The following is a 22,230-nucleotide window of genomic DNA, read 5'->3' on the forward strand; positions in this document are numbered from 1 at the left end:
CTTGAGCCCTACCGACGCGCCGCGTACGTCCAGAAGTCGCGCTGTAGCGGTACCGGCGTCGGGCTCGTCATCGCCACCTGGGTCATGAGGACCGCGACGGTGCCGGTGGCCGGGATGACGTGGGCCGTCGTGCCGGTGCCGCCGGTCCAGCCGTAGCGGCCGACGACGTTCCAGGGCTCGACCGGCGCGATGTCCACCGAGCCGCCCGAGCCCCAGCCCTGACCCTCCAGGAACAGGCGTGAGGCCGCGCGCTGCTCGGCGGTGAGGTGGTCTGTGGTCATCTCCCGCACCGACTGCTCGGACAGCAGTCCGGTCGCGCCGGGCAGCAGGGTGCGGGCGAACGCGTGGTAGTCGTCGACCGTCGACACCAGGCCGCCGGCCCCCGAGGGGAACGCCGGCAGGGTGCTCCATTGGCCCTCGCGGGGGTCGACCAGGTCCAGGCCGTGCTCGCCGGGGGCGTAGCCGGACGTGAACCGGGCGATCTGCTCGGCGGGCACTGCGAAGCCGGTGTCGGTCATGCCCAGCGGCTCGAAGACGAGCTCGGCCATCAGCTCCGGCAGCGGCGTGTCGGTGGCGCGGGCCATGAGCGCGCCGAGGATGTCGCTGCAGGTGTTGTACAGCCAGCGCTCGCCCGGTTGGAACACCATGGGGACTTCGGCGAGGTTCTTCAGCCACTGGTCCGGTGCCGGGACCAGCTGCGGGTCGCGGCCGTGCTGCTGGGAGCCCTTGTCGAACAGCGCGCCGATGGCGGGCCAGGTGAAATCGTCGGGGAAGCCCCAGCCGGCGCGGGAGGTCAGCAGGTCCGCGACGGTGATCGGGCGGCGGGCCGGGACCACGTCGTCCAGCGGCGCGTCGGGGGTGCGCGCCACCTTCGGGTGCGCCAGTTCGGGCAGCCAGGTGGCGATGGGGTCGTCGTGCCCGATGCGTCCCTGCTCGATCAGCAGCAGCGCCAGGGCCGAGGCGACCGACTTGGTGAGGGAGGCGATGCGGAAGATCGAGTCGCGGGCCATGGGCGTTCGGCCGCCGAGTTCGGCGGTGCCGGCTGCCGCGACCTCCACGGCGTCGCCCCGGGCGACGAGGGCGACGGCGCCGGGGACCGAGCCGTTGTCGACCGCGGACTGGACGAGGCCTTGCAGGTCGCTCACCATGTCGGCCACCGTAGCCGCCGCTTCCGACAGGCGCGCGCGGAAGAAATCAAGCGTGCATGATTGATTTTTTCTCGCCCGCCTGAAAGGCTCGCCGAGGACGCCCGCAGCGAACGCCCACCGGGAGGCGCGATGGCAGTGCTCGACGATCTGCTCGAAGACCTGGCCGCCGAGAGCGGCGCACTGGACGCCGTGCTGGCCCCGCTCGACGCGGCCGCATGGCGTACCCCGACCCCGGCCGGCGGCTGGACGGTCGCGCACCAGATCGCGCACCTGGCCTGGACCGACCGCGTCGCGGCGCTCGCGGCCCGCGATCCGTCCGGGTTCAACGCGATGCTGACGCGCGCGTTGCAGGAGGACGGCGCCACGTTCGTCGACCAGGAGGCCGAACGCGGCGCGCGGCTGGAGCCGGCCGAGCTGCTCGCGGCCTGGCGCGCCGATCGGGCCGAATTGGCCGCGGCGCTCGCCGAGGTCCCGCCCGGCGGCAAGCTGCCCTGGTTCGGGCCGCCGATGGGGGCAGCGACCATGGCCACCGCCCGCCTCATGGAGACCTGGGCGCACGGGCAGGACGTCGTCGACGCGCTCGGCGTGAAGCGGGAGCCGACCGCACGGCTGCGGAACGTCGCTCACCTCGGCGTCCGGACCCGCGATTTCGCCTTCGTCCAGCGCGGGCTGCCGGTCCCGGACGCCGAGTTCCGTATCGAGCTCACCGCCCCCGACGGCAGCCTGTGGACCTGGGGCCCGGAGACGGCGCAGGAGCGCGTGAGCGGGCCGGCGCTCGACTTCTGTCTGCTGGTGGCCCAGCGCAGGCACCGTGACGACCTCGGCGTGCGGGCCGCGGGCGCGCAGGCCGACCAGTGGCTGGACATCGCGCAGGTTTTCGCCGGGCCGAGCGGGCCCGGCCGGAGCAAAGGACAGTTCGCATGACCGCGGGCAACGGCACCACGCACAGCCTGTCGCAGAACCCGGACATCCTCCGGATCGGCAACGCCTCCGGCTTCTACGGCGACCGCTTCAGTGCCATGCGCGAGATGCTCGAAGGCGGCGAGCTGGATGTGCTGACCGGCGACTACCTCGCCGAGCTGACCATGCTCATCCTGGGCCGCGACCGGATGAAGCACCCGGAGCTCGGCTACGCCAAGACCTTCCTGCGCCAGATGGAGGACGCCCTCGGACTGGCGCTGGAGCGCGGCGTCAAAATCGTCGCGAACGCCGGCGGGCTGAACCCGGCGGGATTGGCCGACAAGCTCCGCGAGGTCGCGCAGAAGCTGGGCCTGGACGCCGCGATCGCGCACGTCGAGGGCGACGATCTGCTGCCGCGCGCCGCAGAGCTCGGATTCGCCGGGGCGCTGACGGCCAACGCCTACCTCGGCGGCTTCGGCATCGCCGCGTGTCTGCGCGCCGGGGCCGATGTCGTGGTCACCGGACGCGTCACCGACGCCTCGCTGGTCGTCGGCCCGGCGGTCGCGCACTTCGGCTGGCAGCACTCCGACCACGACCGGCTGGCCGGCGCCGTCGCCGCCGGGCACGTCATCGAGTGCGGCGCGCAGGCCACCGGCGGCAACTACGCCTTCTTCACCGAGATCGCCGACCTGCGCCGGCCCGGCTTCCCGATCGCCGAGCTGCATGCCGACGGCTCCAGCGTCATCACCAAGCACCCCGGTACCGGCGGCGCGGTCAGCGTCGGGACGGTCACCGCGCAGCTGCTGTACGAGATCACCGGGCACCGGTATGCGAACCCTGACGTCACCACGCGCCTGGATACCGTGACGCTGACCCAGCAGGGCCCCGACCGGGTCGGAATCAGCGGTGTCGTCGGCGAGGCTCCGCCGCCGCGGCTGAAGGTGGCGCTGAACAAGCTCGGCGGCTTCCGCAACGAGGTCGAGTTCGTCCTCACCGGCCTGTCGATCGAGGCCAAGGCGGACCTGGCCAAGGAGCAGCTGCTGGCCGGGCTGACGAGCACGCCGGAGTCGCTGGAATGGACCCTGGTCCGCACCGACCAGCCCGACGCCGATACCGAGGAGACCGCCAGCGCGCTGCTGCGCTGCGTCGTCCGGGACCAGAACGCCGACACCATCGGCCGCGCGTTCACCGGTGCCGCCGTGGAGCTGGCCCTGTCCGGGTACCCGGGCTTCCACGTCACGGCCCCGCCAGGCGCGGCCTCGCCGTACGGCGTCTATACCGCTGCCTACGTCGACGCCGCGGAGGTCACTCACGTCGCGGTATTGCCCAATGGCGAGCACGTCACGGTTCTTCACCCAGGACTCACCCGGGAGGTAGACACAGAGCCGGATCCTGTTCTCCCAGAACAAATCCCTGTCGAGGAGACCCGGCTGGCTCCGCTCGGACTGGTCTACGGCGCGCGCAGCGGCGACAAGGGGGGAGATGCGAACGTCGGGGTCTGGGCCCGCGGTGACGAGGCCTGGCGCTGGCTCGCGCACAACCTCACCGTCGAGCGGTTCAAGGTCCTGCTGCCCGAGACCGCCGAGCTGACCGTCACCCGCCACGTGTTCCCCAACCTGCGGGCCGTGAACTTCGTCGTCGAGGGCGTCCTGGGCGCCGGCGTCGCCTCCCAGGCCCGCTTCGACCCGCAGGCCAAGGGCCTGGGCGAATGGCTGCGGGCCCGCAACGCCGACCTCCCCGTCTCCCTGCTGAAAGGAAGCGAGCAGTGAACCGCCTGTCCTCTCCGGCCTGGTCGACCGAGGAACGCAAGGCCCTGAGAGCCACCGTCCGCAGGTTCACCGAGCAGGAGGTCCTGCCGAACCTGGAGGGCTGGGAGCGTGCCGGCGAGCTGCCGCGCGAGCTGTCCAAGAAGGCCGGCGAGCTGGGTCTGCTCGGCGTCGCACACCCGGTCGCGGCCGGGGGCGGTGGCGGCGATCTGATCGACGCCATCACCGTCAACGAGGAGATGCACTACGCCGGCGGCTCGGGCGGCCTGTTCGCATCCTTGTTCACCTGCGGCATATCCACGCCGCACCTGGTGGCCGCGAACAACTCGGCGCAGCTCGAGCGCTGGGTCAAGCCGACCCTGGCCGGGGAGCTGATCGGGGCGCTGGCCGTCACCGAACCCGGCGGTGGCAGCGACGTGGCCCGCATCCAGACCACGGCCCGCCGCGATGGCGACCACTTCGTGGTGAACGGTGCCAAGACCTTCATCACCTCCGGCGTGCGCGCCGACTACGTGGTGGCCGCTGTGCGTACCGGAGACTCCGGCGCCGGCGGGATCTCGTTGCTGGTCGTCGAGAAGGGCACGCCGGGCTTCACCGTCAGCCGCAAGCTGGAGAAGCTGGGATGGCTGTGCTCCGACACCGCTGAACTGGCGTTCCAGGATGCGCGGGTCCCGGTCGAGAACCTGGTCGGCGCCGAGAACAGCGGCTTCTTCCAGCTGGCCGAGCACTTCCTGTCCGAGCGCGTCGCCCTGGCCGCGCAGGCCTACTCCCATGCCCAGCGCTGCCTGGACCTGGCGGTGGACTGGACCCGGAACCGCGAGACGTTCGGCAAGCCGCTGATCGACCGGCAGCTGGTCCAGAACACGCTCACCGAGATGGCCCGCAAGATCGATGTGGCGCGCACCTACACCCATGCCCTGATCGACCGCTCCATCGTGGGAGCGGCAGAGGGAAGCGCACAGCAAGACCTGATCGCAGAAGTCTGCTTCGCCAAGAACACCGCGGTCGAGACCGCCGAGTGGGTGGCGACGCAGGCGCTCCAACTGTTCGGAGGCCTGGGCTACATGCGCGAATCAGAGGTCGAACGCCACTACCGCGACGTCCGCATCCTGGGCATCGGCGGCGGCGCGACCGAGGTGATGAACGGCCTGGCGGCCCGCGTGCTGGGCTTCCGCTCGTGACCGCGCTGCGCACGGCGCTGGACGCCGCGGGCGCAGGGCACCTGGCCAACACCGAGGCGATGCGCGCCAAGCTCGCCGAGATCGAGGCCGAGCATGCCAAGGCCCTGATCGGCGGCGGCGAGAAGTACGTCGCGCGCCACCACGACCGCGGCAAGCTGCTGGCCCGCGAGCGCATCGAACTGCTGCTCGACCCGGACTCCCCGTTCCTGGAGCTGTGCCCGCTGGCCGGTTGGGGCAGCGAGTTCACCGTCGGCGCGGCGCTGGTCACCGGCATCGGCGTGGTCGAGGGCGTCGAGTGCCTGATCGTCGCCAACGACCCGACCGTGCGCGGCGGCGCGACCAACCCCTGGACGCTGCGCAAGTCGTTCCGGGCGCACGAGGTGGCCGAGCAGAACCGGCTGCCGGTGATCGCGCTGGTCGAGTCCGGCGGTGCCGATCTGCCGACGCAGAAAGAGGTCTTCATCCCCGGCGGGCGCACCTTCCGCGACATCACGCGGGCCTCGGCGGCCGGCATCCCGACCATCGCCATCGTGTTCGGCAACTCCACCGCCGGCGGCGCGTACATCCCCGGCATGTCCGACCACGTGGTGATGATCAAGGAGCAGTCCAAGGTCTTCCTCGGCGGTCCGCCGCTGGTGAGGATGGCCACCGGCGAGGAGTCCGACGACGAGTCACTCGGCGGCGCCGAGATGCACGCCCGGACCTCCGGCCTGGCCGACTACCTCGCCGCCGACGAGCACGACGCGATCCGCATCGGCCGCCGCATCGTCAGCAGGCTGAACTGGCGCAAGCAGGGCCCTGAGCCGCGCGGCCAGGTGCTCCCGCCGCTGTTCGCCGAGGAGGACCTGCTCGGGATCGTGCCGCCGGACCTGAAGACCCCGTTCGACCCGCGCGAGGTGATCGCCCGCGTCGTCGACGGCTCGGACTTCGACGAGTTCAAGCCGCTGTACGGGTCCTCGCTCGCGACCGGCTGGGCCGAGATCCACGGCTACCCGGTCGGCATCCTGGCCAACACGCGCGGCGTGCTGTTCAGCGAGGAGGCGCAGAAGGCCACGCAGTTCATCCAACTGGCCAACCGATACGACACCCCGCTGCTGTTCCTGCACAACACCACCGGCTACATGGTCGGCAAGGAGTACGAACAGAAGGGGATCATCAAGCACGGCGCCCAGATGATCAACGCGGTCTCGAACTCCACGGTCCCGCACATCTCGATCCTGATGGGCGCCTCCTACGGAGCCGGGCACTACGGCATGTGCGGCCGCGCCTACGACCCCCGCTTCCTGTTCGCCTGGCCGAGCGCGAAGTCCGCGGTCATGGGGCCGGCGCAGCTGGCCGGCGTCATCTCGCTGGTGATGCGCGGCTCGGCGGCGGCCAAGGGCCAGCCGTTCGACGAGGCCGCGGACGCCCAGATGCGCGAGCTGGTCGAGGCGCAGATCGAGGCGGAGTCCTTGCCGCTGTTCCTGTCCGGGCGGGTCTACGACGACGGCGTCATCGACCCGCGCGACACCCGGACCATCGTCGGGTTCGCTCTGTCCGTGATCGCCAACGCCCCGGTGCGGGGCACCGACAAATTCGGCGTGTTCCGTCTTTAGAAGGGCTGGAAGGACTCTGCTATGGCTGACTTCACGACGGGACCGCTGACCTCCGTCCTGGTCGCGAACCGCGGCGAGATCGCGCGGCGGGTGTTCGCGACGTGCCGCCGCCTCGGGTACGGCACCGTCGCGGTGTTCTCCGACGCCGACGCCGAGGCGCCGCACACACGCGAGGCCGACGTCGCGGTCCGGCTGCCCGGCGCCGCCTCCGCCGAGACGTATCTGCGCTCTGATCTGATCGTCGCCGCGGCGCTGGCCGCCGGGGCCGACGCGCTCCACCCCGGCTACGGCTTCCTGTCGGAGAAGGAGGACTTCGCCCAGGCGGTCGTGGACGCCGGGCTGCGCTGGCTCGGCCCGCCGCCGTCGGCGATCGCCGCGATGGGCTCCAAGGTCGCGGCCAAGAAGATGATGGCCGCCGCCGGGGTCCCGGTGCTGCGCGAGCTCGGCGCCGAGGACGTCACCGAGGCGGACCTGCCGGTGCTCATCAAGGCCTCGGCCGGCGGCGGCGGACGCGGGATGCGCGTCGTGCGCACCCTGGCCGAGCTGCCGGGGAAGTGGCAGGCCGCGCAGGGCGAGGCGTCCTCGGCGTTCGGCGACGGGACGGTGTTCTGCGAGCAGTACATCGAGACCGGCCGGCACATCGAGGTGCAGATCCTGGCCGACGCGCACGGCACGGTGTGGGCCGTGGGGGAGCGGGAGTGCTCGATCCAGCGGCGGCACCAGAAGGTGGTGGAGGAGGCGCCCTCGCCGTTCGTCCAGGCGCATCCGGAGCTGCGCGAGAAGCTGTTCGCGGCGGCGCGGGACGCGGCCGCGGTGATCGGGTACGTCGGCGCCGGGACCGTGGAGTTCCTGGTGGCGCCCGACGGGTCGTTCGCGTTCCTGGAGATGAACACGCGGCTACAGGTGGAGCATCCGGTCACCGAGCTCACCACAGGGCTGGATCTTGTTGCCTGGCAACTGCGGATCGCCGCGGGGGAGGCGTTGCCGGACTCTGGCGACTCCGGTGAGTCCGGCGAACCCGGCACGCGCGGCTCGGCGATCGAGGTCCGGCTGTACGCCGAGGACCCGGCCAAGGACTGGCAGCCGGCTTCGGGGACGCTGCACACGTTCGGAGTGCCGGGCGTCGGCTGCGAGTTCGAGGTCCTGGTGGGGCGCGACGAGCCGTTCCTGCGGTTGGACTCCGGCGTCGAGTCGGGGTCGGTGGTCGGCGTGTACTACGACCCGATGCTGGCCAAGGTGATCGCGTGGGCACCGCGGCGTGAGGAGGCGGCTCGGCTGCTGTCCTCGGCGCTCGCGGGGGCCCGGATACACGGGGTCGTGACCAACCGCGACCTGTTGGTCAACATCCTGCGACACCCGGCGTTCCTGGCCGGTGACACGGATACGGCGTTCTTCGCCACCCACGGTCTGGACGCTCTGGCCGCGCCGCTGGCCTCGCCGGAGACCGAGCGGATCTCGGCGCTCGCCGGGGCGTTGGCGGTGGCCGCGGCGAACCGGACCGGGGCGACGGTGTTGGGCGCTTTGCCGAGCGGGTGGCGGAACGTGCCCTCGCAGTACCAGCGACGGGTGCTGACCGTCGGCTCGTCCGAGTACGAGGTGCGCTATCGCTTCGGGCGCAACGGTTTGCTCGCCGAGGGGTACGACGGGGTCGCCGTGGTCTCGGCGACGCCCTCGGAGGTCGTGCTCGACATCAAGGGCCTGCGACGGACGTTCCGGATCGGTCGGCATCACCGGACTGTGGTCGTCGACTCCGCACTCGGTTCGGTGACCTTCACGGTGGTCTCGACGTTCACCGACCCCGCCGACGCGGTCGCCGCCGGCTCGTTGCTGGCCCCGATGCCGGGCTCGGTGGTGCGGCTCGGGTCGGCGGGGGTCGGCGACGCGGTCGAGGCCGGGCAGCCGATCCTGTGGCTGGAGGCGATGAAGATGGAGCACCAGGTGTCCGCGCCGGTCGCCGGTGTGCTGAGCGCGCTGCCGGTGTCGGTCGGCAGCCAGGTGGATGTGGGGACCGTGTTGGCGGTCGTCGAACCGGTCGTTGAACCGGTCGTTGAAACGGTTGCGGAAGGTGGAGCGGCATGAGCGAGACCAATGAGACCCCGGTCCTGGTGCGCTACGAGGCCGAGGACGGCGTGGCGACGCTGACCCTCGACTCGCCGGCCAACCGCAACGCGCTGTCCTCGACCCTGGTGGCGCAGCTGCACGACGGTCTGCGCCGGGCGGCGGCCGATCCGGGCGTGCGCGTGGTCGTGCTCGGGCACACCGGCAACACCTTCTGCGCCGGGGCCGACCTGTCGGAGGCCACCTCCGGGCCGGTGGATCCCGAGGGGCCGGTGGCGGGGCGTGCGCGGGCGCTGGCCGGGCTGCTGCGCGCGATCGTCGAGCTGCCCAAGCCGGTGGTCGCGGCCGTCGACGGGCATGTGCGGGCCGGCGGGATGGGGCTGGTCGCGGCGTGCGACCTGGCCGTGGCCGGGGAGGCGGCGACGTTCGCGCTGACCGAGGCGCGGCTGGGCGTCGCGCCGTCGATCATCTCCCTGACGGTGCTGCCCCGGCTGGGCTCGGCGGCCGCCTCGCGGCTCTTCCTGACCGGGGAGAAGTTCGACGCGGGGGACGCCGCGGAGCTGGGGCTGATCACGGCGGCCGCCTCGGACGTCCCGGCGGCGGTCGCCGAGCTGGTCGGGCTGCTGCGTCAGGGCTCCCCGCAAGGGCTGGCCGAGTCCAAGAAGCTGCTCACCGCCCCGGTCCTGGCCGCGTTCGACGCCCGGGCCGACGCCCTGGCCTCGGCCTCGGCCCGGCTGTTCGCCTCGGACGAGGCCCGGGAGGGGATGACCGCGTTCTTGCAGCGCCGGCCGCCGTCCTGGGCAGAATGAGCGTCCCACCATCTCCCCGACCGACCGGACAGCGAGCACCCCTGATGCGCGAACCTCAGCAGGACCGAAGCCGGGCCACCCGCCGCCGACTGCTGGAGGCGTGCGTGGACTGCCTGGCCGACGGGGGGTGGAGCGCCACGACCGTGGCCGTGGTCGCCGAGCGCGCGGGCGTCTCCCGGGGCGCGGCCCAGCACCATTTCCCCACGCGCGAGGACCTGATCACCGCCGCGCTGGAGCACATGTTCGACGAGCGGATCGACTCGGCGCGCGCCGAACTCGCCGCGCCCGGGACGTCGCCGACCACCGAGGCGGTGGTCGCGCGGGTGGTGGAGCACTTCACCGGCACGCTGTTCAAGGCGGCGTTGCAGGTGTGGACGGCGGCCGCGGCCGACGAGGCGCTGCGCGAGCGCGTGGTGCCGCTGGAGCAGAAGTTCGGCCGCGTCGCCTACCGGATGGCGATCGAGGCCCTCGGCGTCGGCGACGAGGACGAGACCGGGCACCGGCTGGTCCAGGCCACGCTCGACCTGGCGCGCGGGCTCGGGCTCGCGGACGTGCTGACCGACGACTCGGCGCGGCGCGCGGAGGTGGTGCGGGCTTGGGCGGCGCACTTGGACGCGGTGTTGGGGGAGCGCCGATCACGTGACTGAGCTGGGAGGTATGCTCCCTGAGCCGACCCGCGGGTGGACGGCAAGGGGAGGAACCGGGGATGGAATCGGAGATGGGTCCCGAGGCGGGCGACGGTCCGCGTTCGGAGGAGCCCGGCGCTGAGAACGGGCCGTTCGCGGCGGTCGAGCCGGGTCCGCAGCCGACGCCGCCGGCGGGGCTGCCGCCTTACCCGACGCAGGCGGGGCCGGGTTACGGGTCCGAGTACGGGCCGGGTTACGCGCCTGGTGGCGGGCCTGGTTATGGGCCCGGGTACGGAGCTGGACCCGGAGCTGGATCCGGTCCTGTTTACGGTCCGGAATCCGGTTACGGCCCCGGCCCCGGACCTGGTTACGGTCCCGGTCCTGGGCCTGGCTACGGTCCCGGAGCTGGGCCTGGCTACGGTCCCGGTCCTGGCTACGGCCCCGGCCCCGGCTATGGGCAGGTTCCGGGGGCCCCGTACGGCTACCCGCCCTACGGCTACGGATACCAGCCGCAGCGCCCGCCCGGCACCAACGGGATGGCGATCGCCGCGCTCGTCCTGGGCATCTGCGGGTTCTTCTTCGTCACGCCGATCGTCGGGCTGGTGCTCGGGCTGGTGGCGCTGTCGTCGGTGCGCAGGACCGGGCAGAAGGGCAAAGGGCTGGCGGTCAGCGGGATCGTGTTGTCGAGCCTGTGGATCGCGCTCTTCGCCACGCTCATCACGGTCGCCATCATCGTCACCCCGGACCCGGCGCAGCGGGACGCCAACGGGAACGTGGTCAAGGCGGGCGCGGTCCCGGTCTTCAAGCTGCACCCGAAGGACTGCTTCACGCTGCCGGCCGGGGCGCTCGGCTCCTCGAACAACGACACCCGGACCTTGAAGGTCGTCCCCTGCTCGACGCCGCACGACAGCGAGGCGTTCGCCTACTTCGACGCCACCGAGAGTTCCTTCCCCGGGGTGGACGGGCTGCGCACCGACGGCGTCTCGCAGTGCGTGCAGAAGCTGGACGGGTACCTGCCGGACCCGGCCTCGCTGCCCAGCGGCAGCCGCGTGCAGTTCATCTACCCGAACAAGGACGCCTGGGGCCAGGGCGAGCGCCGCGTGACGTGCTTCCTGCAGTTCCCGTCGGCCACGATGACGCAGTCGGTCCAGCGTGACCTGTCGAGCTACAACGCCGACCAGGTGCGCTTCCTGAACGCGGTCAACCCGCTGGCCGAGGCCGTCAGCGAACTGAACGCCCTGCCGGACTCGGCGGACCTGTCGACGTTGCAGATGAGTGCGGGCGCCATCTCGAACGCCGCGCAGGCCGAGGTGACGGCACTGACGGCGCAGCCGTGGCCGTCCGACGTCCAGCCGATGGTCGACGCACTCGTGGCGAAGCAGGGCCAGGTGGCGCACCTGTGGGCGCGCGCTGCGGGGGACGACGACGAGAGCACGTTCGAGGACGACGCGCACCAGGCCAACGCGGCGTTCGACATGAAGGACATGCAGGCGATCCGGTCCGCGCTCGGGTTCACGACTATTGCCGGGGGCGCGGGCGGCGGTCAGGCGGCGGCCTGAGGCGGGGATGGTCGCGGGCGGCAGGGACTCCGGCAATTGGCGCTCAGCCGCCTCAGCCGCCTCAGCCGGAGAACCCCGTCGGCGCTCCGGCTATCGCGGCCCGTCTCCCGAATCGCCCGCGTCCACGTCCACGTCCGCCCGGCGAACCTGGGCGCCGAGATACTGAATCGGGTTGGTGAGCGCGGCGGTGTAGCCGGCCGCGGCCCAGATCTCGACGATGTCGCCGCGGCCGATCGGGCTGACCACGCAGAGCTGCTCGGCCACGAAGCGTCCCCAGGCCCGCCGGTAGTTCACTGACTGCGCCGCGAAGGAAAAGGAATAGGGCGCGAGAAAATCACCGGGATCGAGCAGCCCCCATCGACCGCTGACAACGAACCACGGCACCCCGCTCGCTTCCGCGCGGGCCCGCCGGCGTGCGAACAGCGGGCTGGCATACAGATCGCGGACCGCGGCGGGCTCGCTCAGCTGAGCCTTCCCACCTCCGACGAGGATGACGGACGCTGCGGTCGACGTGGCAGGCGAGGACGCGGCGACCGGTGTCGCGGATCCGTCGCCGGGGCGTTCTGGCATGGCAGATAGCTACACGATCGCGGCGCGGCACGCCAACCGGGGAGGCGGGAGGGTGACAGCACGGGCCTGGCGCATGGCATCGGCCGATCTTCTTGGTTGACGCGGGGACTGCCGGATGGACCACGTAGTGCTGCCCTTGCGGAGACAACGCCGACAGGGCAAGCGGTGCCTGTTGCGGCACTAACTCCGGACCGCCCGCACCTCGCCCCCGCAAGATCCCCGCACCACCAAGCGCGTCGCCACCTGCAGCGGTGCGTGCGCCGTCCCGTTGTCCGCGTCCAGCGCGTCGACGAGGGCCTCGACCGCGCCGGCGCCGAGGGCGACGCGGTCCTGGGCGATGGTGGTGAGGGTCGGGCGCAGGAGGGCCGCGGCCTCGATGTCGTCGAAGCCGACGACGGCCATGTCCTGCGGGACGCGCAGGCTCGCGTCGGCCAGGGCGTGCAGGGCGCCGATGGCCATCTCGTCGCCCGCGGCGAAGACGGCGGTGGGGGGTTCGGGCAGGTCGAGCAGGCGGCGGGCCGCTTCGTAACCGCTGGCCAGGAAGAAGTCGCCGTCGACGATGTGCCGGGGGTCCGGGGTCAGGCCCAGGCTTGCCATCTCGGCGCGGTAGCCGGCCAGGCGTTCGTCGGCCGGCATCAGGCCCAGCGGGCCGGTGATGGTGGCTATCGCGGTGTGGCCGAGGCTGTGCAGGTGGCGGACGGCGGTCGCGGCGCCGGCGCGGTTGTCGGAGGTGACGTAGGTGGTGCGGTTGCGGTGCAGGGGCAGGTCGATGCCGACGCACGGGGTGCCCGCGTCGACCAGGGCGGTGATCGCCGGGTGGGCGGCGTCCACGCCCATCATGATGACGCCGGCCAGGCTGTGCTGCTGGGCCGCGCGCAGGTAGAGCGTGTCGTCGCCGGGGCTGGCCGCGCCGGCCGTGGACAGCACCATCAGGTGGTAGCCGGACTCCGCGAGCGTCTGCTTGATCCCGACGAACAGGTCCAGCAGGAACGGATGCCGCCGGTCCTGGTTGGTGTAGCCGGTGTCCCAGATCAGCCCGATCATGTCCGAGCGCCGGCGGACCAGCGTGCGGGCCGGCTGGTTCGGCGAGTAGCCGAGCCGGTCGGCCATCTCCAATATCCGCCGCCGGGTCTCCGGGCTCACCTCGGCCCGGTCGTTGAGCGCGCGCGAGACGGTGGCAGGGGAGACGCCGCTGAGGCGTGCCAGCTCGCGGATGTCCACCATGGAGTGACCATAGCGGAAGGCAGCCTGCTGCGACAGATCGTCACTCAGGTGGTCGGAAACGTATCCGCGCAGTACACAGGCCGGGCGGCGGCCGGGCATTCCGGGCATCGCCGCCGGCCGGGGCCCTCAGGAGCCGGCGGTCGCCAACTGGAGCGTCGTCGCCATCGTCGGACTGGTGAAAGTGGTCGCGGCGTCCCCGGGGGAGGGGTGGTACGAGCCCCACTTCAGGTAGTCGCTGGTGCCGTCGTACGTGGTCCCGGTGAACGTCCCGGAACCGGTCGTGAATGTCTGCTTAGTCCCGTCGTACCAGAGATCGATGGTGCCCCCGGTGCGTGCCAGATGGATCTTCAGCGCGTAGGAGTGCCACTGGTCGTTCACGATCGGCGCGGTCCACAGCGGGTGCGCCACGTGGTGCGTGTCCCATTCCTGCAGCCGTACGCGGCCGTTGGTGGCGTCGATCTCGATCGGGTGGTTGGCGGTGCCGGTGCTCGGGTCGCACTTGAGCTGGAAGATGTACCGGTCGTCGTTGTCGGCGATGTCGACCTTCGCCGACCAGCCGACGTAGAACGTCTGGCCGGCGACCAGCGTAGGGCCCAGCGCCTCGCAGCGCTCCTGCCCGGCGGGTTGCACCGCCTGCCACACCTTGCCCTTCGCGCCGCTGGAGACGACCTTGAAGTCGCCGGGGGCGCACTGCACCGAGGCGAACGTGGACGGCCCCACCGCCGTGTTCGGCTTCCACAGCACCTTCCCGGCGGCGCTCGGCGCGCTGCTGGTGCTGGTCCCGCCGGCCGGCTGAGCGGGCTGAGCGGGCTGAGCGGCATCACCGGCAGGCGGGGCGGCCTGAGTGGGGCTGTCGCCGGCCTGGGCAACCTTGCCGGGCTGAGCTGCCCGAGCGGCCGGCGCAGCCTGAGGGCTGGTCGCCGAAGCCTGCGTGGCGATGGCCACGACACCGCCGGTCAGCGCCAGCGCGGCGGCGCCCGCGGCCCAATAAGTGAGCCTTCTGCGATGCAAACCAGTCGTCATGGGCTGAAGATTAAACGCGGCGCGGGGTAAGCGTGAGGAATCCTCAACATCTCGTTGCGCAACATCCGGTGACGCCGGGGAGCGCCGTCGGGCCCGCAGTAGCCCGGCGGCGCTCACCTTATGGCTGACTTATGGCTGATCTATGGCTGACCTATGGCTGAACCGTCATCGCGAAGATGTGGATGGCCGGATCGCCGGGCACGGTCACGGTCTTCACCGTCTTCGTCGCGTCGATCCCGATCGAGTTGTAGAACACGTCGTAATCGACTCCGAAGTTGGCCGGGCCGCTGGGCGTGTTCCGATGGGTGGTGACGATCGCCGGGGTGGCGCCGTACGCGGTCGGCGAGGAACAGCACCAGTTCGGGAATCCGAGGCTGCCGCTGCTGGTCGTGCCGTCCGTGTACGTCACCGTCACCGTGTCGGTGTCGAACCCGGCCTCCGAACCGAGGAAGCCGAGCTTGGATCCCTGCCCGCTGAGGTTCACCATGACCCCGCTGCCCGCGACGTTGTCGTTCGTCCCGGTCGCCGCAGACGGCCAGGTGAACGTCGTGCCGCCGGCCGTGACCGTGGCGCCCGGCGTGGCACCCGCGGCGGCGAGCGCCTGCGCGGAGTAGCTGTCGCCGTCCCCGTCGAAGTTGCCGGGACCTGGGTTGGTCTCGTCGCTGATCGCCGTGTTGTTGAACGCGCCGGCCAGTGAGGGGAAGGGGGTGTTCGTGACGTTGGACAGGTCCGCGCTGTCAGTCGCCGGGGCTCCGCGGTCGCGGTAGGCGACCGACGCGGTCAACGTCGTCGTCACCTTCCCCGGTGGCGGAGTGCTCGCGGTGACGACGAACGTGGCCGTCGCCGACGTCCCCGGCTTGACGTTCTTGAGCTTCACCGAGGACGGCGTCGCGGTCCAGCCGGTCGGCAGCTTCAGCGTGACAGCGGGCTGCTGCGCGTCGAAGTAGCCGTAGTCGCTGAACGAGACGGTGACCGGAGTCGGAACCCCGGCGGCCAGCGTCGCGCCGCTGATCGTCGCCGCGGTGTGGATCGGCAGGTGCTTGTCGCCCCTGGCGTGCACACGGTAGATGGTCGTCGCGTGCGGCGCGAGCGAGGCCGATATCGTGCCGTCGCTGGCGCTGACGGCCTTGCTGACCAGATCGGTCAGCTGGAACGGCGCGCCGCCGCCCGGCAGGCCGATCGTGGCCGCGTTGGTGGTGACGGTCTGCGCCGTGTCGCCCTTGTTGAACAACACGACCGACACGTCGCCGTTCGCCAGGGGCTTGGCGAGCACGTCGTATCCGTTGCCGGACTGCACGATCGTCCCCTGCGCCCCGAGCTTGTCCTGGTCCACCGCCACCACATCGGGGTTGGAGACGATCCCCACCTCGGTCGGCGTCAGCTTCGACAGGTCGGTGGACAGCAGGATCGGCGAGGCCATCTCGGCCCAGAGGGTCATCTGGGTCTGCTCCTCGGTGGGCGTCAGCCCGCCGTTGCCGACCTCCAGCATGTCCGCGTCGTTCCAGTGTCCGGGGCCGGCCCACTGCGCCAGGCCCGGGGTGTTGTCCTCGCTGTAGTTCTCCAGCACGCTCGGCCAGGCGTCGTAGATGTCCGAGCCGAAGCGCCACAGGTTGCCGTGCTGGTAGAGCCACGTCAGCTCGTTGGTGAAGTCAGAGCCCGAACAGCAGACGTAGGCCGGGGCCGACTCGGAGAACTGCATGGGACGGCCGGTGTTCAGCAGCGCCTGGCTGGCCTCGGTGTAGACGATCTGCGCGACTTGGCTCTCGGACTTGCCGGGGAAGGCGTCCATCGGCTCGTAGCAGTAGTCGAGCTTGAGGTAGTCCACGCCCCAGGACGCGTACTGGTCGGCGTCCTGCTGGAAGTGCCCGTAGCTGCCTGCCGCGCCCTGGCAGGTGTTGTAGCCGGCGTCCTCGTAGATGCCGAACTTCAGGCCCTTGCTGTGGATGTAGTCGCCGAGCCACTTCAGGCCGTGCGGGAAGCGGGTGGCGTCGACCTGCAGGTTGCCGTTGGCGTCGCGGGTCTTCTGCATCCAGCAGTCGTCGATGTTGACGTAGTCGTAGCCGAGCTTGTTCAGGCCGAGGGAGACGATCTCGTCGGCGGTCTTGGTGAACAGCGCTTCGTTCATGTCGCTGTTGCATTCGAAGCCGGCCCAGTCGTTGAAACCCATGGGCGGGGTCAGCGACAGGCCGTTGTAGGACGGGTGGGTGTTGATCGCGGGCGCGGCGGCGGCGGTGCCGGTGCCGGTGTCGGCCGAGACCGCCGGTGCGGCGGCCGTCACGGCGCCGATCACCATCACGGCCGCGGCGAGCGCGCCGAACAGCCGTTGTGGGGCGGTGCGGGACATTTCACCTCCGAGGGAGAGGACTGATCTCGCCGAGTCACCGTAAGAAGCGCGAGCGCCGTGCGCAAGTGTTTGGGAAGGGTCAGTTTCAATCAGTTCCGCGCAGAGTTCGTGCACGAGTGCCCGCCGGCGATATCAGGCCACGATGACTCTCGACGGTTCCCGCCGGGTCGGCGAGACTGATCTGATGACGCGGTGGGCTCGCCTGTGGCGGCGCATGACCCGGATGTTCGACGTGGACGCGGTGCCCGTGACCGTCGTCGACGACATGGCGCCGGACCCGCACGCCTGGAGCGCCGGTTACGCCGACACCGCCGGGACCGGATTCCGCACCGTGGCGCGCCGGCTGCCGCTGCTGATCGTGACCTCGCTCCGGCTGGCCGCCGAGGCCTCCAAGCCCCGCACCGTCGCGCTGCTGGTCGTGCAGACCGCCTCCTCGCTGGCCGGCGCGTTCAGCCTGTACGCCACCACCGACGTGCTGGCCCCGCTGTTCGGCGCCGGCGCCACCCCGGACCGGATCCGCGCGGCGCTGCCGTCGATGCTCGTGGTGCTGGTGCTCACCGCCTCGCGCTCGCTGTGCGACTCGGTGGCCAAGGCGTTCGCGCAGCAGCTCGGGCCGATGATGGACGCCAAGGCGATGATCCGGCTGCAGGAGCTGTGCACGCGCGCCGAACTCGTCGCGTTCGACAAGGCCGACTGGGTCGACGCCTCGCAGCGCGCCGAGCGCGGATCCATCTCGGCGCGCAGCATGCTGGCCATCACGCAGCAGGTGTTGCAGAGCCTTGCGATGCTCATCGGCGTGGCCGGGGTGCTGGCGGTGCTGCATCCGGTGCTGGTGCCCCTGCTTCTGCTGTCGGTGGTGCCGCGCTGGTGGGCCGCGGTACGGGTGGCACGGCTGGACTACAAGGTCTTCGTCCGCTGGGTGGAGGGGCGGCGCCGGCAGACCCTGCTGACCCAGCTGTCGGTGACGACCACCTCGGCCGCGGCGGTCCGCGCGCTGTCGCTGTCCGGATACCTGGTCGAGCGCTACCGCCGCATCACCGACGCCTACCTGACCGAGCGTCTGCAGCTGGTCCGTGCCGAGACCTCGTCCATGGTCGCCGGCAACGCCGTCGCGGGGCTGTTCACCGGCGTGGTCTACGCCGTGCTGGCCCTGCTGCTGTGGAAGCAGGCCATTCCGCTGGCCGTCGGAGGTACGGCGTACCTGGCCGTGAGCCGCGTCCAGCAGGCGCTGCTGAGCCTGGCGATGGACATCAACGAGCTGTATTCCGAGGGCCTGTATCTGGAGGACTACCGCACGTTCTGCAACGACGCGGCCGGGCATCTTCCGCCGGCCGGGGACGAACCGACACCCGAGGACTTCCAGGAGATCGTCGCCGAGGACGTCGTGTTCGCTTATCAGGGGGCGAAGACGCAGGCGGTCGCGGGAGTCTCGCTGCGGGTGAAACGGGGCCAGGTCGTCGCGTTCGTGGGGGAGAACGGCGCGGCGAAGACCACGATGGCCAAGCTGCTGGCCCGCCTGTACCTGCCCGATGCGGGCCGGATCACCTGGGACGGCCACGACAGCGCCGCCATGGACGTCGAGACGCTGCGCTCCCGGATCGCCTTCATCGACCAGGACCACACGCGCTTCCCGTTCACCGCCCGCGAGAACATCCGCATCGGGGAGTGGACGGCGGATCCGGAACCGGCACGGATCCAGGAGGCGGCACGGCACGCCGACGCGCACCGGTTCATCAGCGCCCTGCCGCGCGGCTACGACACGCTGCTGGAGCGCAGCCTCAGCGGCGGCCTGTCGGTCTCCGGCGGCCAGTGGCAGCGCCTGGCGCTGGCCCGCGGCTTCTTCCGGCGCGCCTGTCTGGTGATCGCCGACGAACCGACCTCCAGCCTGGACGCCGCCGCCGAAGCCGCGTTCTACCGCCGGCTGCGCGAGTACGGCGGGACGGTCGTGATGATCACGCACCGCCTGGGCAACGTCGCCGAATGCGCGGACTACATCTACGTCTTCGCCGACGGCCTGGTCGCCGAGCAGGGTACGCACGCCGAGCTGATCGCGGCCGACGGCTGGTACGCGCGCTCCTACCGGCTGCAGCGGCAGAGCTTTGAGAAAGGCGACAGCCTCGGCGAGCGGATCGGTCCAGCCCAACCGATCCATCCCGCCGAGGCCGAACCCGCCCTCTAAAGCGGATCGTCGAGCACCATCACCGACGGCAGGGTGCTCCCCACTCCCATCCGCAGCAGCTGATAGGCCACGCCCCCGAGCCCGGACATCATCGCCGGGGAGAACGCCTCCCGGGCCATGCCGCTGATCGCGCCGTTCTCCTCCAGGCTGGCCAGGATGCGCGCCTCGAAGCCCTCCCGGTCCACGCCGGCCGGGGCGAAGCCGTCGCGCAGCGCGGCGTCCATCAGCTCCCACACGCCGAGCTCGCCGTGGCACACGGTGTGGTTCCAGCCCATGCCGTGGCCGTACGCGGCGGCAGCGGCGCGTCGCAGGACGCTGTCGGTGTTGGCAGCGTTGGCAGTGTTGGCAGCGTTGGCGGCGTTGGCGGCCCGCCAGCCGCGGCGCGCCAGATCCAGCTGGGTCAAGGCGATCCCGACCGAGCCGTGGCACCAGGCGTTGGCGGTCAGGTCGGGTTCGATCTCGCGAAGGTCGCTCCAGCCGCCCGCGGCCTCGTCGTAGCAGGACTCTTCGAAGGCGAACGCGGAGCGCGCCGTCGCGGCGGCCCGGGCGTCGCCGGTCGCCAGGGCGAGCCGGGCCAGGGCCCAGCCGATGCCGGAGGCTCCGTGCGCGCAGCCGCCGAGGCCGCCGGGCCAGCGGGTCGTGGGCCAGGCGACGCCGACGTCTTTGCGGAGCGCGGCATCGCACAGCACGGTGCCGATGTGTGCGGCGATATCAGTCCACTGCTGCTCACCGGTCGCCGCCGCCAGGTGCAGGAGCGGCACGACGGCGCCGGCCGGCCCGGAGACGATCTCGTACTCCTCGGCGTCGCCGATGGCCTCGGGGACTTGGGCGGCCAGTGCCCGGGCCCGGTCCAGGGCCTCGTCGCCGACCACGCCGAGGCCGCGCAAAGTGAGCCAGGTCCACAGCTCCGACCCGAGGCCGACCCATCCGCCGGGCTCGCGGGGCCGCATCGCCACGCCGTCCGCGCGCAGCTTCGCCGCGTGGTCGCCGGCCAGGCGGATGGTCTGGACCGTGGCGTCGAGCAGCGGCGAGAGGTCCTCGAGCGGATCGGCCCGTCCGGCCTCGGCCTCCTGCCGGTAGCCGGCCAGCAGCAGTGCCACGCCCGGCAGTCCGCTGTACAGGTCCGGGCTGAGCGGCTGGACCACCCAGCCGGTGAGGCTGAGCACCGGCGCGATCCAGGTCGCGGTGCCGTCCGCGCCGCGGGTCGCGCTGTCGCGGACCTCGCGGACCAGGCCCGCTGCCAGGGCTCTGCGACGCTTGTCGACGTCCTGCCTGCTGATCAGGGTCGGCGGCCGCAGTCCCTTGCTGGGCGTCCAGTCGGAGTTCAGATACGCGCTGACCAGCGTCGCGCGGATGATGCTGCGGTCGAACTCCAGATCGGCGCCGCGCCAGCGGGTCAGCGCGTCGGCCACCAGGTCCCGCTCGGGCAGCCAGTGGGTGTCGTCGGGGCCGGTGAGGCGGCCGGTGTGGGGCGTGGTGCCGAAGTAGGGGATGTCGCCGGTCAGCAGGTCGGCGATCTCGGCCGCGACGACGTCCGGATCGCTCGGCGCCGCCGAGGACTGCTGTGCCATCTGGACGAACAGGCCTGTGGCGCGGTGCACGGCGGCCGGCTCGTCGTGCAGCGAGACCGGGTGCCAGAGCATGCGCGCGACTTCCTCGTAGACGTCGGTGGCGCGCAGCACCATGCGGATCCGGCAGTCGCCGAAGGCGGCCATCGCGGCTTCCAGGACGTCGGCGTCATCGGCGGCGGCCAGCGCGGCCGAGCCTTCCTCGAACCCCGCGGCGACCGTCTCCCAGTGGTCGGCCAGGGCCGGCTTCGGGCTGGGCAGGCTGGCGCCCGGCTGGGGCGTCGCCTCGGCGTAGCCCAGGTGCGCGTGGTCGGTGCCGGCGTCGATGATGACCGGGACCTGGCCGGCGGGTTGTTCGTCCGGCAGCGCGCCCACGGAGGAGGAGTCCACGCCGCGCCAGCCCAGGGCCGCGCCGCGGTTGGGAAGCATGCCGACGCGCAGCACGGTCTCGTCCACGAGCTTGGCCGCGGCGTCCACCGCCAGGCCCATGCCGGAGGGCGGGCCCTGCGGGATGGTGCTGAACAGGGTTTCGCAGTCCACGACGACCGGGACAGGGCCGTGCGCGATGACGTTCTCGGTGTGCAGGTCGCTGCCGCCGAGCAGGCGCATCACCGCCAGCCAGTGGCCCACGCCGCGGTAGAACGTGCTGAGCTCGGCGTCGGAGGCGCAGTAGCGGTGCTCGATGAACTCGCTCCAGCCGTAGCCGTCGCGGGTGATGACGGCGGGGACGCGGATGCGCGTGGCCGCCGGGACGTCGGGCAGGACGGTGTCCAGCAGGTGCGCCAGGGCTTTGTCGACGTCGACCGGGCGCGGCTTGTAGACGACCTTGGCCCGGTCGAGCTCCAGGATCGCGACCGACTGCCCGCCCCGGTGGCTGTCGCCGGCACCGAAGTCGACGTGGCGCAGCTCGCCGGGGTCGACCTTGGTCAGGTCCGTCAGGGTACTGCGATCCGCCGCGAACCGGCGGCCCAGCGTCAGCGCGGCGTCGGCGCGGCGCTGCATGACGGTGTCCAGGCGCCGGCCCAGGCTCGGGTAGCGGCTGCCCAGGGAGTGCCAGAACTGCGGGTCGTCCGCGATCTTCAGGAACTCGTTCCAGCGCTCTGCCGGGTCCGGGGCGGTCAATCGCCCCGTGACGCGCGCCGCGTTGAGTTCGAGCAGCAGGACCCTGCTGACCTTGCGGTGGACGGTCTCCAGGATGGCGCGCTCGGCCGCCTGCGCGATCGCGGTACGCTCGGGGCCGGACAAGCCCTCGACGCCGGCGAGCCGGGCCGCCAGGCCGGCCGAGACCGGCGCGGCCAGGCAGCCCAGGGCTCCGGCGAACTCGCCGGAGAAGCGGGAGGTCACCTGAGCGTCAGCAGCACTCGCCGCCGCGCGAGGCGGTGCAGGAGCTGCACGTGCCCCGGGTGATGATGACCACGGCGCCGACGATGTCGGCCTCGGCGTACTTGCCGCCGGTGTACAGCGGGCCGGCCGGGCTCTCGTCGGCCGAGCTCAGCCAGCTGCTGATGACGTCGTCGGCGCGGTCGAGGACTTCGGTTTTGGGCATGCGAGACCTCCGAAGGTGGGGGGAAGGTGGGGGACGGACCGGGGATCACCGTCTGGTTCGTCCTCAATGTGTTCTGTATATATCTCACTGTGCGGACTGACAAGCGTGAACATACGCGTATTTGTACTCATTCA

16 protein-coding genes are annotated in these 22,230 nt (G+C 71.6%); 9 read left to right on the forward strand and 7 right to left on the reverse strand.

Going from position 1 to position 22,230, the window contains the following annotated elements; all coding sequences use genetic code 11:
* Positions 1-8 precede the first annotated feature (8 nt).
* Entirely contained in the window at positions 9-1,148 is a 1,140-nt protein-coding gene (locus ABIA35_RS39925) for a serine hydrolase domain-containing protein (protein WP_370361389.1), read from the reverse strand.
* 129 nt (positions 1,149-1,277) lie between these two features.
* Between ABIA35_RS39925 and ABIA35_RS39930 the strand changes: the two genes are divergently transcribed.
* The 8 genes from ABIA35_RS39930 to ABIA35_RS39965 all read left to right on the forward strand — a co-directional run bounded on the left by ABIA35_RS39930 (position 1,278) and on the right by ABIA35_RS39965 (position 11,642).
* Entirely contained in the window at positions 1,278-2,072 is a 795-nt protein-coding gene (locus tag ABIA35_RS39930; protein ID WP_370361390.1) for a TIGR03084 family metal-binding protein, read from the forward strand.
* Complete coding sequence (locus ABIA35_RS39935) at positions 2,069-3,817, forward strand: acyclic terpene utilization AtuA family protein (protein ID WP_370361391.1); 1,749 nt, start codon at positions 2,069-2,071, stop codon at positions 3,815-3,817. Before ABIA35_RS39930 ends, ABIA35_RS39935 begins: the two co-directional genes overlap by 4 nt.
* Positions 3,814-4,995, forward strand: a complete 1,182-nt coding sequence (locus ABIA35_RS39940) for an acyl-CoA dehydrogenase family protein (RefSeq protein WP_370361392.1) — start codon at positions 3,814-3,816, stop codon at positions 4,993-4,995. Before ABIA35_RS39935 ends, ABIA35_RS39940 begins: the two co-directional genes overlap by 4 nt.
* Before the next feature lie 59 nt (positions 4,996-5,054).
* Positions 5,055-6,590, forward strand: coding sequence for an acyl-CoA carboxylase subunit beta (locus tag ABIA35_RS39945; protein ID WP_370361406.1), 1,536 nt, complete (start codon positions 5,055-5,057; stop codon positions 6,588-6,590).
* A gap of 21 nt (positions 6,591-6,611) precedes the next feature.
* Positions 6,612-8,669 carry a biotin carboxylase N-terminal domain-containing protein gene (locus ABIA35_RS39950; RefSeq protein ID WP_370361393.1) on the forward strand — a complete coding sequence of 686 codons (2,058 nt, stop codon included), beginning with the start codon at positions 6,612-6,614 and terminating at the stop codon, positions 8,667-8,669.
* Positions 8,666-9,457 carry an enoyl-CoA hydratase family protein gene (locus ABIA35_RS39955; RefSeq protein WP_370361394.1) on the forward strand — a complete coding sequence of 264 codons (792 nt, stop codon included), beginning with the start codon at positions 8,666-8,668 and terminating at the stop codon, positions 9,455-9,457. Before ABIA35_RS39950 ends, ABIA35_RS39955 begins: the two co-directional genes overlap by 4 nt.
* A gap of 41 nt (positions 9,458-9,498) precedes the next feature.
* On the forward strand, positions 9,499-10,104 hold the full coding sequence (locus ABIA35_RS39960; RefSeq protein ID WP_370335201.1) for a TetR/AcrR family transcriptional regulator: 606 nt from the start codon (positions 9,499-9,501) through the stop codon (positions 10,102-10,104).
* 515 nt (positions 10,105-10,619) lie between these two features.
* Positions 10,620-11,642 (forward strand): DUF4190 domain-containing protein, encoded by a 1,023-nt coding sequence (locus ABIA35_RS39965; RefSeq protein WP_370361395.1) that lies wholly within the window; start codon positions 10,620-10,622, stop codon positions 11,640-11,642.
* Between the two features lie 90 nt (positions 11,643-11,732).
* On the opposite strand, the gene ABIA35_RS39970 is transcribed toward ABIA35_RS39965, so the two are convergent.
* The 4 genes from ABIA35_RS39970 to ABIA35_RS39985 all read right to left on the reverse strand — a co-directional run bounded on the left by ABIA35_RS39970 (position 11,733) and on the right by ABIA35_RS39985 (position 16,803).
* Positions 11,733-12,212 carry a DUF6884 domain-containing protein gene (locus tag ABIA35_RS39970; protein ID WP_370334673.1) on the reverse strand — a complete coding sequence of 160 codons (480 nt, stop codon included), beginning with the start codon at positions 12,210-12,212 and terminating at the stop codon, positions 11,733-11,735.
* A gap of 180 nt (positions 12,213-12,392) precedes the next feature.
* Entirely contained in the window at positions 12,393-13,436 is a 1,044-nt protein-coding gene (locus tag ABIA35_RS39975) for a LacI family DNA-binding transcriptional regulator (RefSeq protein WP_370361396.1), read from the reverse strand.
* A 126-nt stretch (positions 13,437-13,562) separates the two neighbouring features.
* The gene (locus tag ABIA35_RS39980; RefSeq protein WP_370361398.1) at positions 13,563-14,459 is read right to left on the reverse strand and encodes a heparin lyase I family protein; all 897 of its coding nucleotides are present in this window, start codon (positions 14,457-14,459) and stop codon (positions 13,563-13,565) included.
* Positions 14,460-14,610: 151 nt separating this feature from the next.
* Positions 14,611-16,803 carry an NEW3 domain-containing protein gene (locus tag ABIA35_RS39985; RefSeq protein ID WP_370361399.1) on the reverse strand — a complete coding sequence of 731 codons (2,193 nt, stop codon included), beginning with the start codon at positions 16,801-16,803 and terminating at the stop codon, positions 14,611-14,613.
* A 142-nt stretch (positions 16,804-16,945) separates the two neighbouring features.
* Between ABIA35_RS39985 and ABIA35_RS39990 the strand changes: the two genes are divergently transcribed.
* The gene (locus ABIA35_RS39990; protein ID WP_370361400.1) at positions 16,946-18,982 is read left to right on the forward strand and encodes an ABC transporter ATP-binding protein; all 2,037 of its coding nucleotides are present in this window, start codon (positions 16,946-16,948) and stop codon (positions 18,980-18,982) included.
* Here ABIA35_RS39990 and ABIA35_RS39995 read toward each other — a convergent pair.
* Together ABIA35_RS39995 and ABIA35_RS40000 are read right to left on the reverse strand one after the other, a co-directional pair.
* Positions 18,979-21,894: a type 2 lanthipeptide synthetase LanM family protein gene (locus ABIA35_RS39995; protein ID WP_370361401.1), complete on the reverse strand. Its 2,916-nt coding sequence runs from the start codon at positions 21,892-21,894 to the stop codon at positions 18,979-18,981. The two genes, ABIA35_RS39990 and ABIA35_RS39995, sit on opposite strands and share 4 nt — an antisense overlap.
* A 7-nt stretch (positions 21,895-21,901) precedes the next feature.
* Positions 21,902-22,096, reverse strand: a complete 195-nt coding sequence (locus ABIA35_RS40000; protein WP_370334660.1) for a DUF6229 family protein — start codon at positions 22,094-22,096, stop codon at positions 21,902-21,904.
* Between the last annotated feature and the right edge of the window lie 134 nt (positions 22,097-22,230).

The sequence above is a fragment of the Catenulispora sp. MAP12-49 genome (genome assembly GCF_041262705.1).
Lineage (GTDB): Bacteria > Actinomycetota > Actinomycetes > Streptomycetales > Catenulisporaceae > Catenulispora.

Excerpts from the sequence above, each read along its gene's own strand:
- ABIA35_RS39925 (WP_370361389.1), bottom strand. The coding sequence starts at position 1,148 with ATGGTGAGCGACCTGCAAGGCCTCGTCCAGTCCGCGGTCGACAACGGC.
- ABIA35_RS39930 (WP_370361390.1), top strand. The coding sequence starts at position 1,278 with ATGGCAGTGCTCGACGATCTGCTCGAAGACCTGGCCGCCGAGAGCGGC.
- ABIA35_RS39935 (WP_370361391.1), top strand. The coding sequence starts at position 2,069 with ATGACCGCGGGCAACGGCACCACGCACAGCCTGTCGCAGAACCCGGAC.
- ABIA35_RS39945 (WP_370361406.1), top strand. The coding sequence starts at position 5,055 with ATGCGCGCCAAGCTCGCCGAGATCGAGGCCGAGCATGCCAAGGCCCTG.
- ABIA35_RS39950 (WP_370361393.1), top strand. The coding sequence starts at position 6,612 with ATGGCTGACTTCACGACGGGACCGCTGACCTCCGTCCTGGTCGCGAAC.
- ABIA35_RS39955 (WP_370361394.1), top strand. The coding sequence starts at position 8,666 with ATGAGCGAGACCAATGAGACCCCGGTCCTGGTGCGCTACGAGGCCGAG.
- ABIA35_RS39965 (WP_370361395.1), top strand. The coding sequence starts at position 10,620 with ATGGCGATCGCCGCGCTCGTCCTGGGCATCTGCGGGTTCTTCTTCGTC.
- ABIA35_RS39970 (WP_370334673.1), bottom strand. The coding sequence starts at position 12,212 with ATGCCAGAACGCCCCGGCGACGGATCCGCGACACCGGTCGCCGCGTCC.
- ABIA35_RS39975 (WP_370361396.1), bottom strand. The coding sequence starts at position 13,436 with ATGGTGGACATCCGCGAGCTGGCACGCCTCAGCGGCGTCTCCCCTGCC.
- ABIA35_RS39980 (WP_370361398.1), bottom strand. The coding sequence starts at position 14,459 with ATGACGACTGGTTTGCATCGCAGAAGGCTCACTTATTGGGCCGCGGGC.
- ABIA35_RS39985 (WP_370361399.1), bottom strand. The coding sequence starts at position 16,803 with ATGTCCCGCACCGCCCCACAACGGCTGTTCGGCGCGCTCGCCGCGGCC.
- ABIA35_RS39990 (WP_370361400.1), top strand. The coding sequence starts at position 16,946 with ATGACTCTCGACGGTTCCCGCCGGGTCGGCGAGACTGATCTGATGACG.
- ABIA35_RS40000 (WP_370334660.1), bottom strand. The coding sequence starts at position 22,096 with ATGCCCAAAACCGAAGTCCTCGACCGCGCCGACGACGTCATCAGCAGC.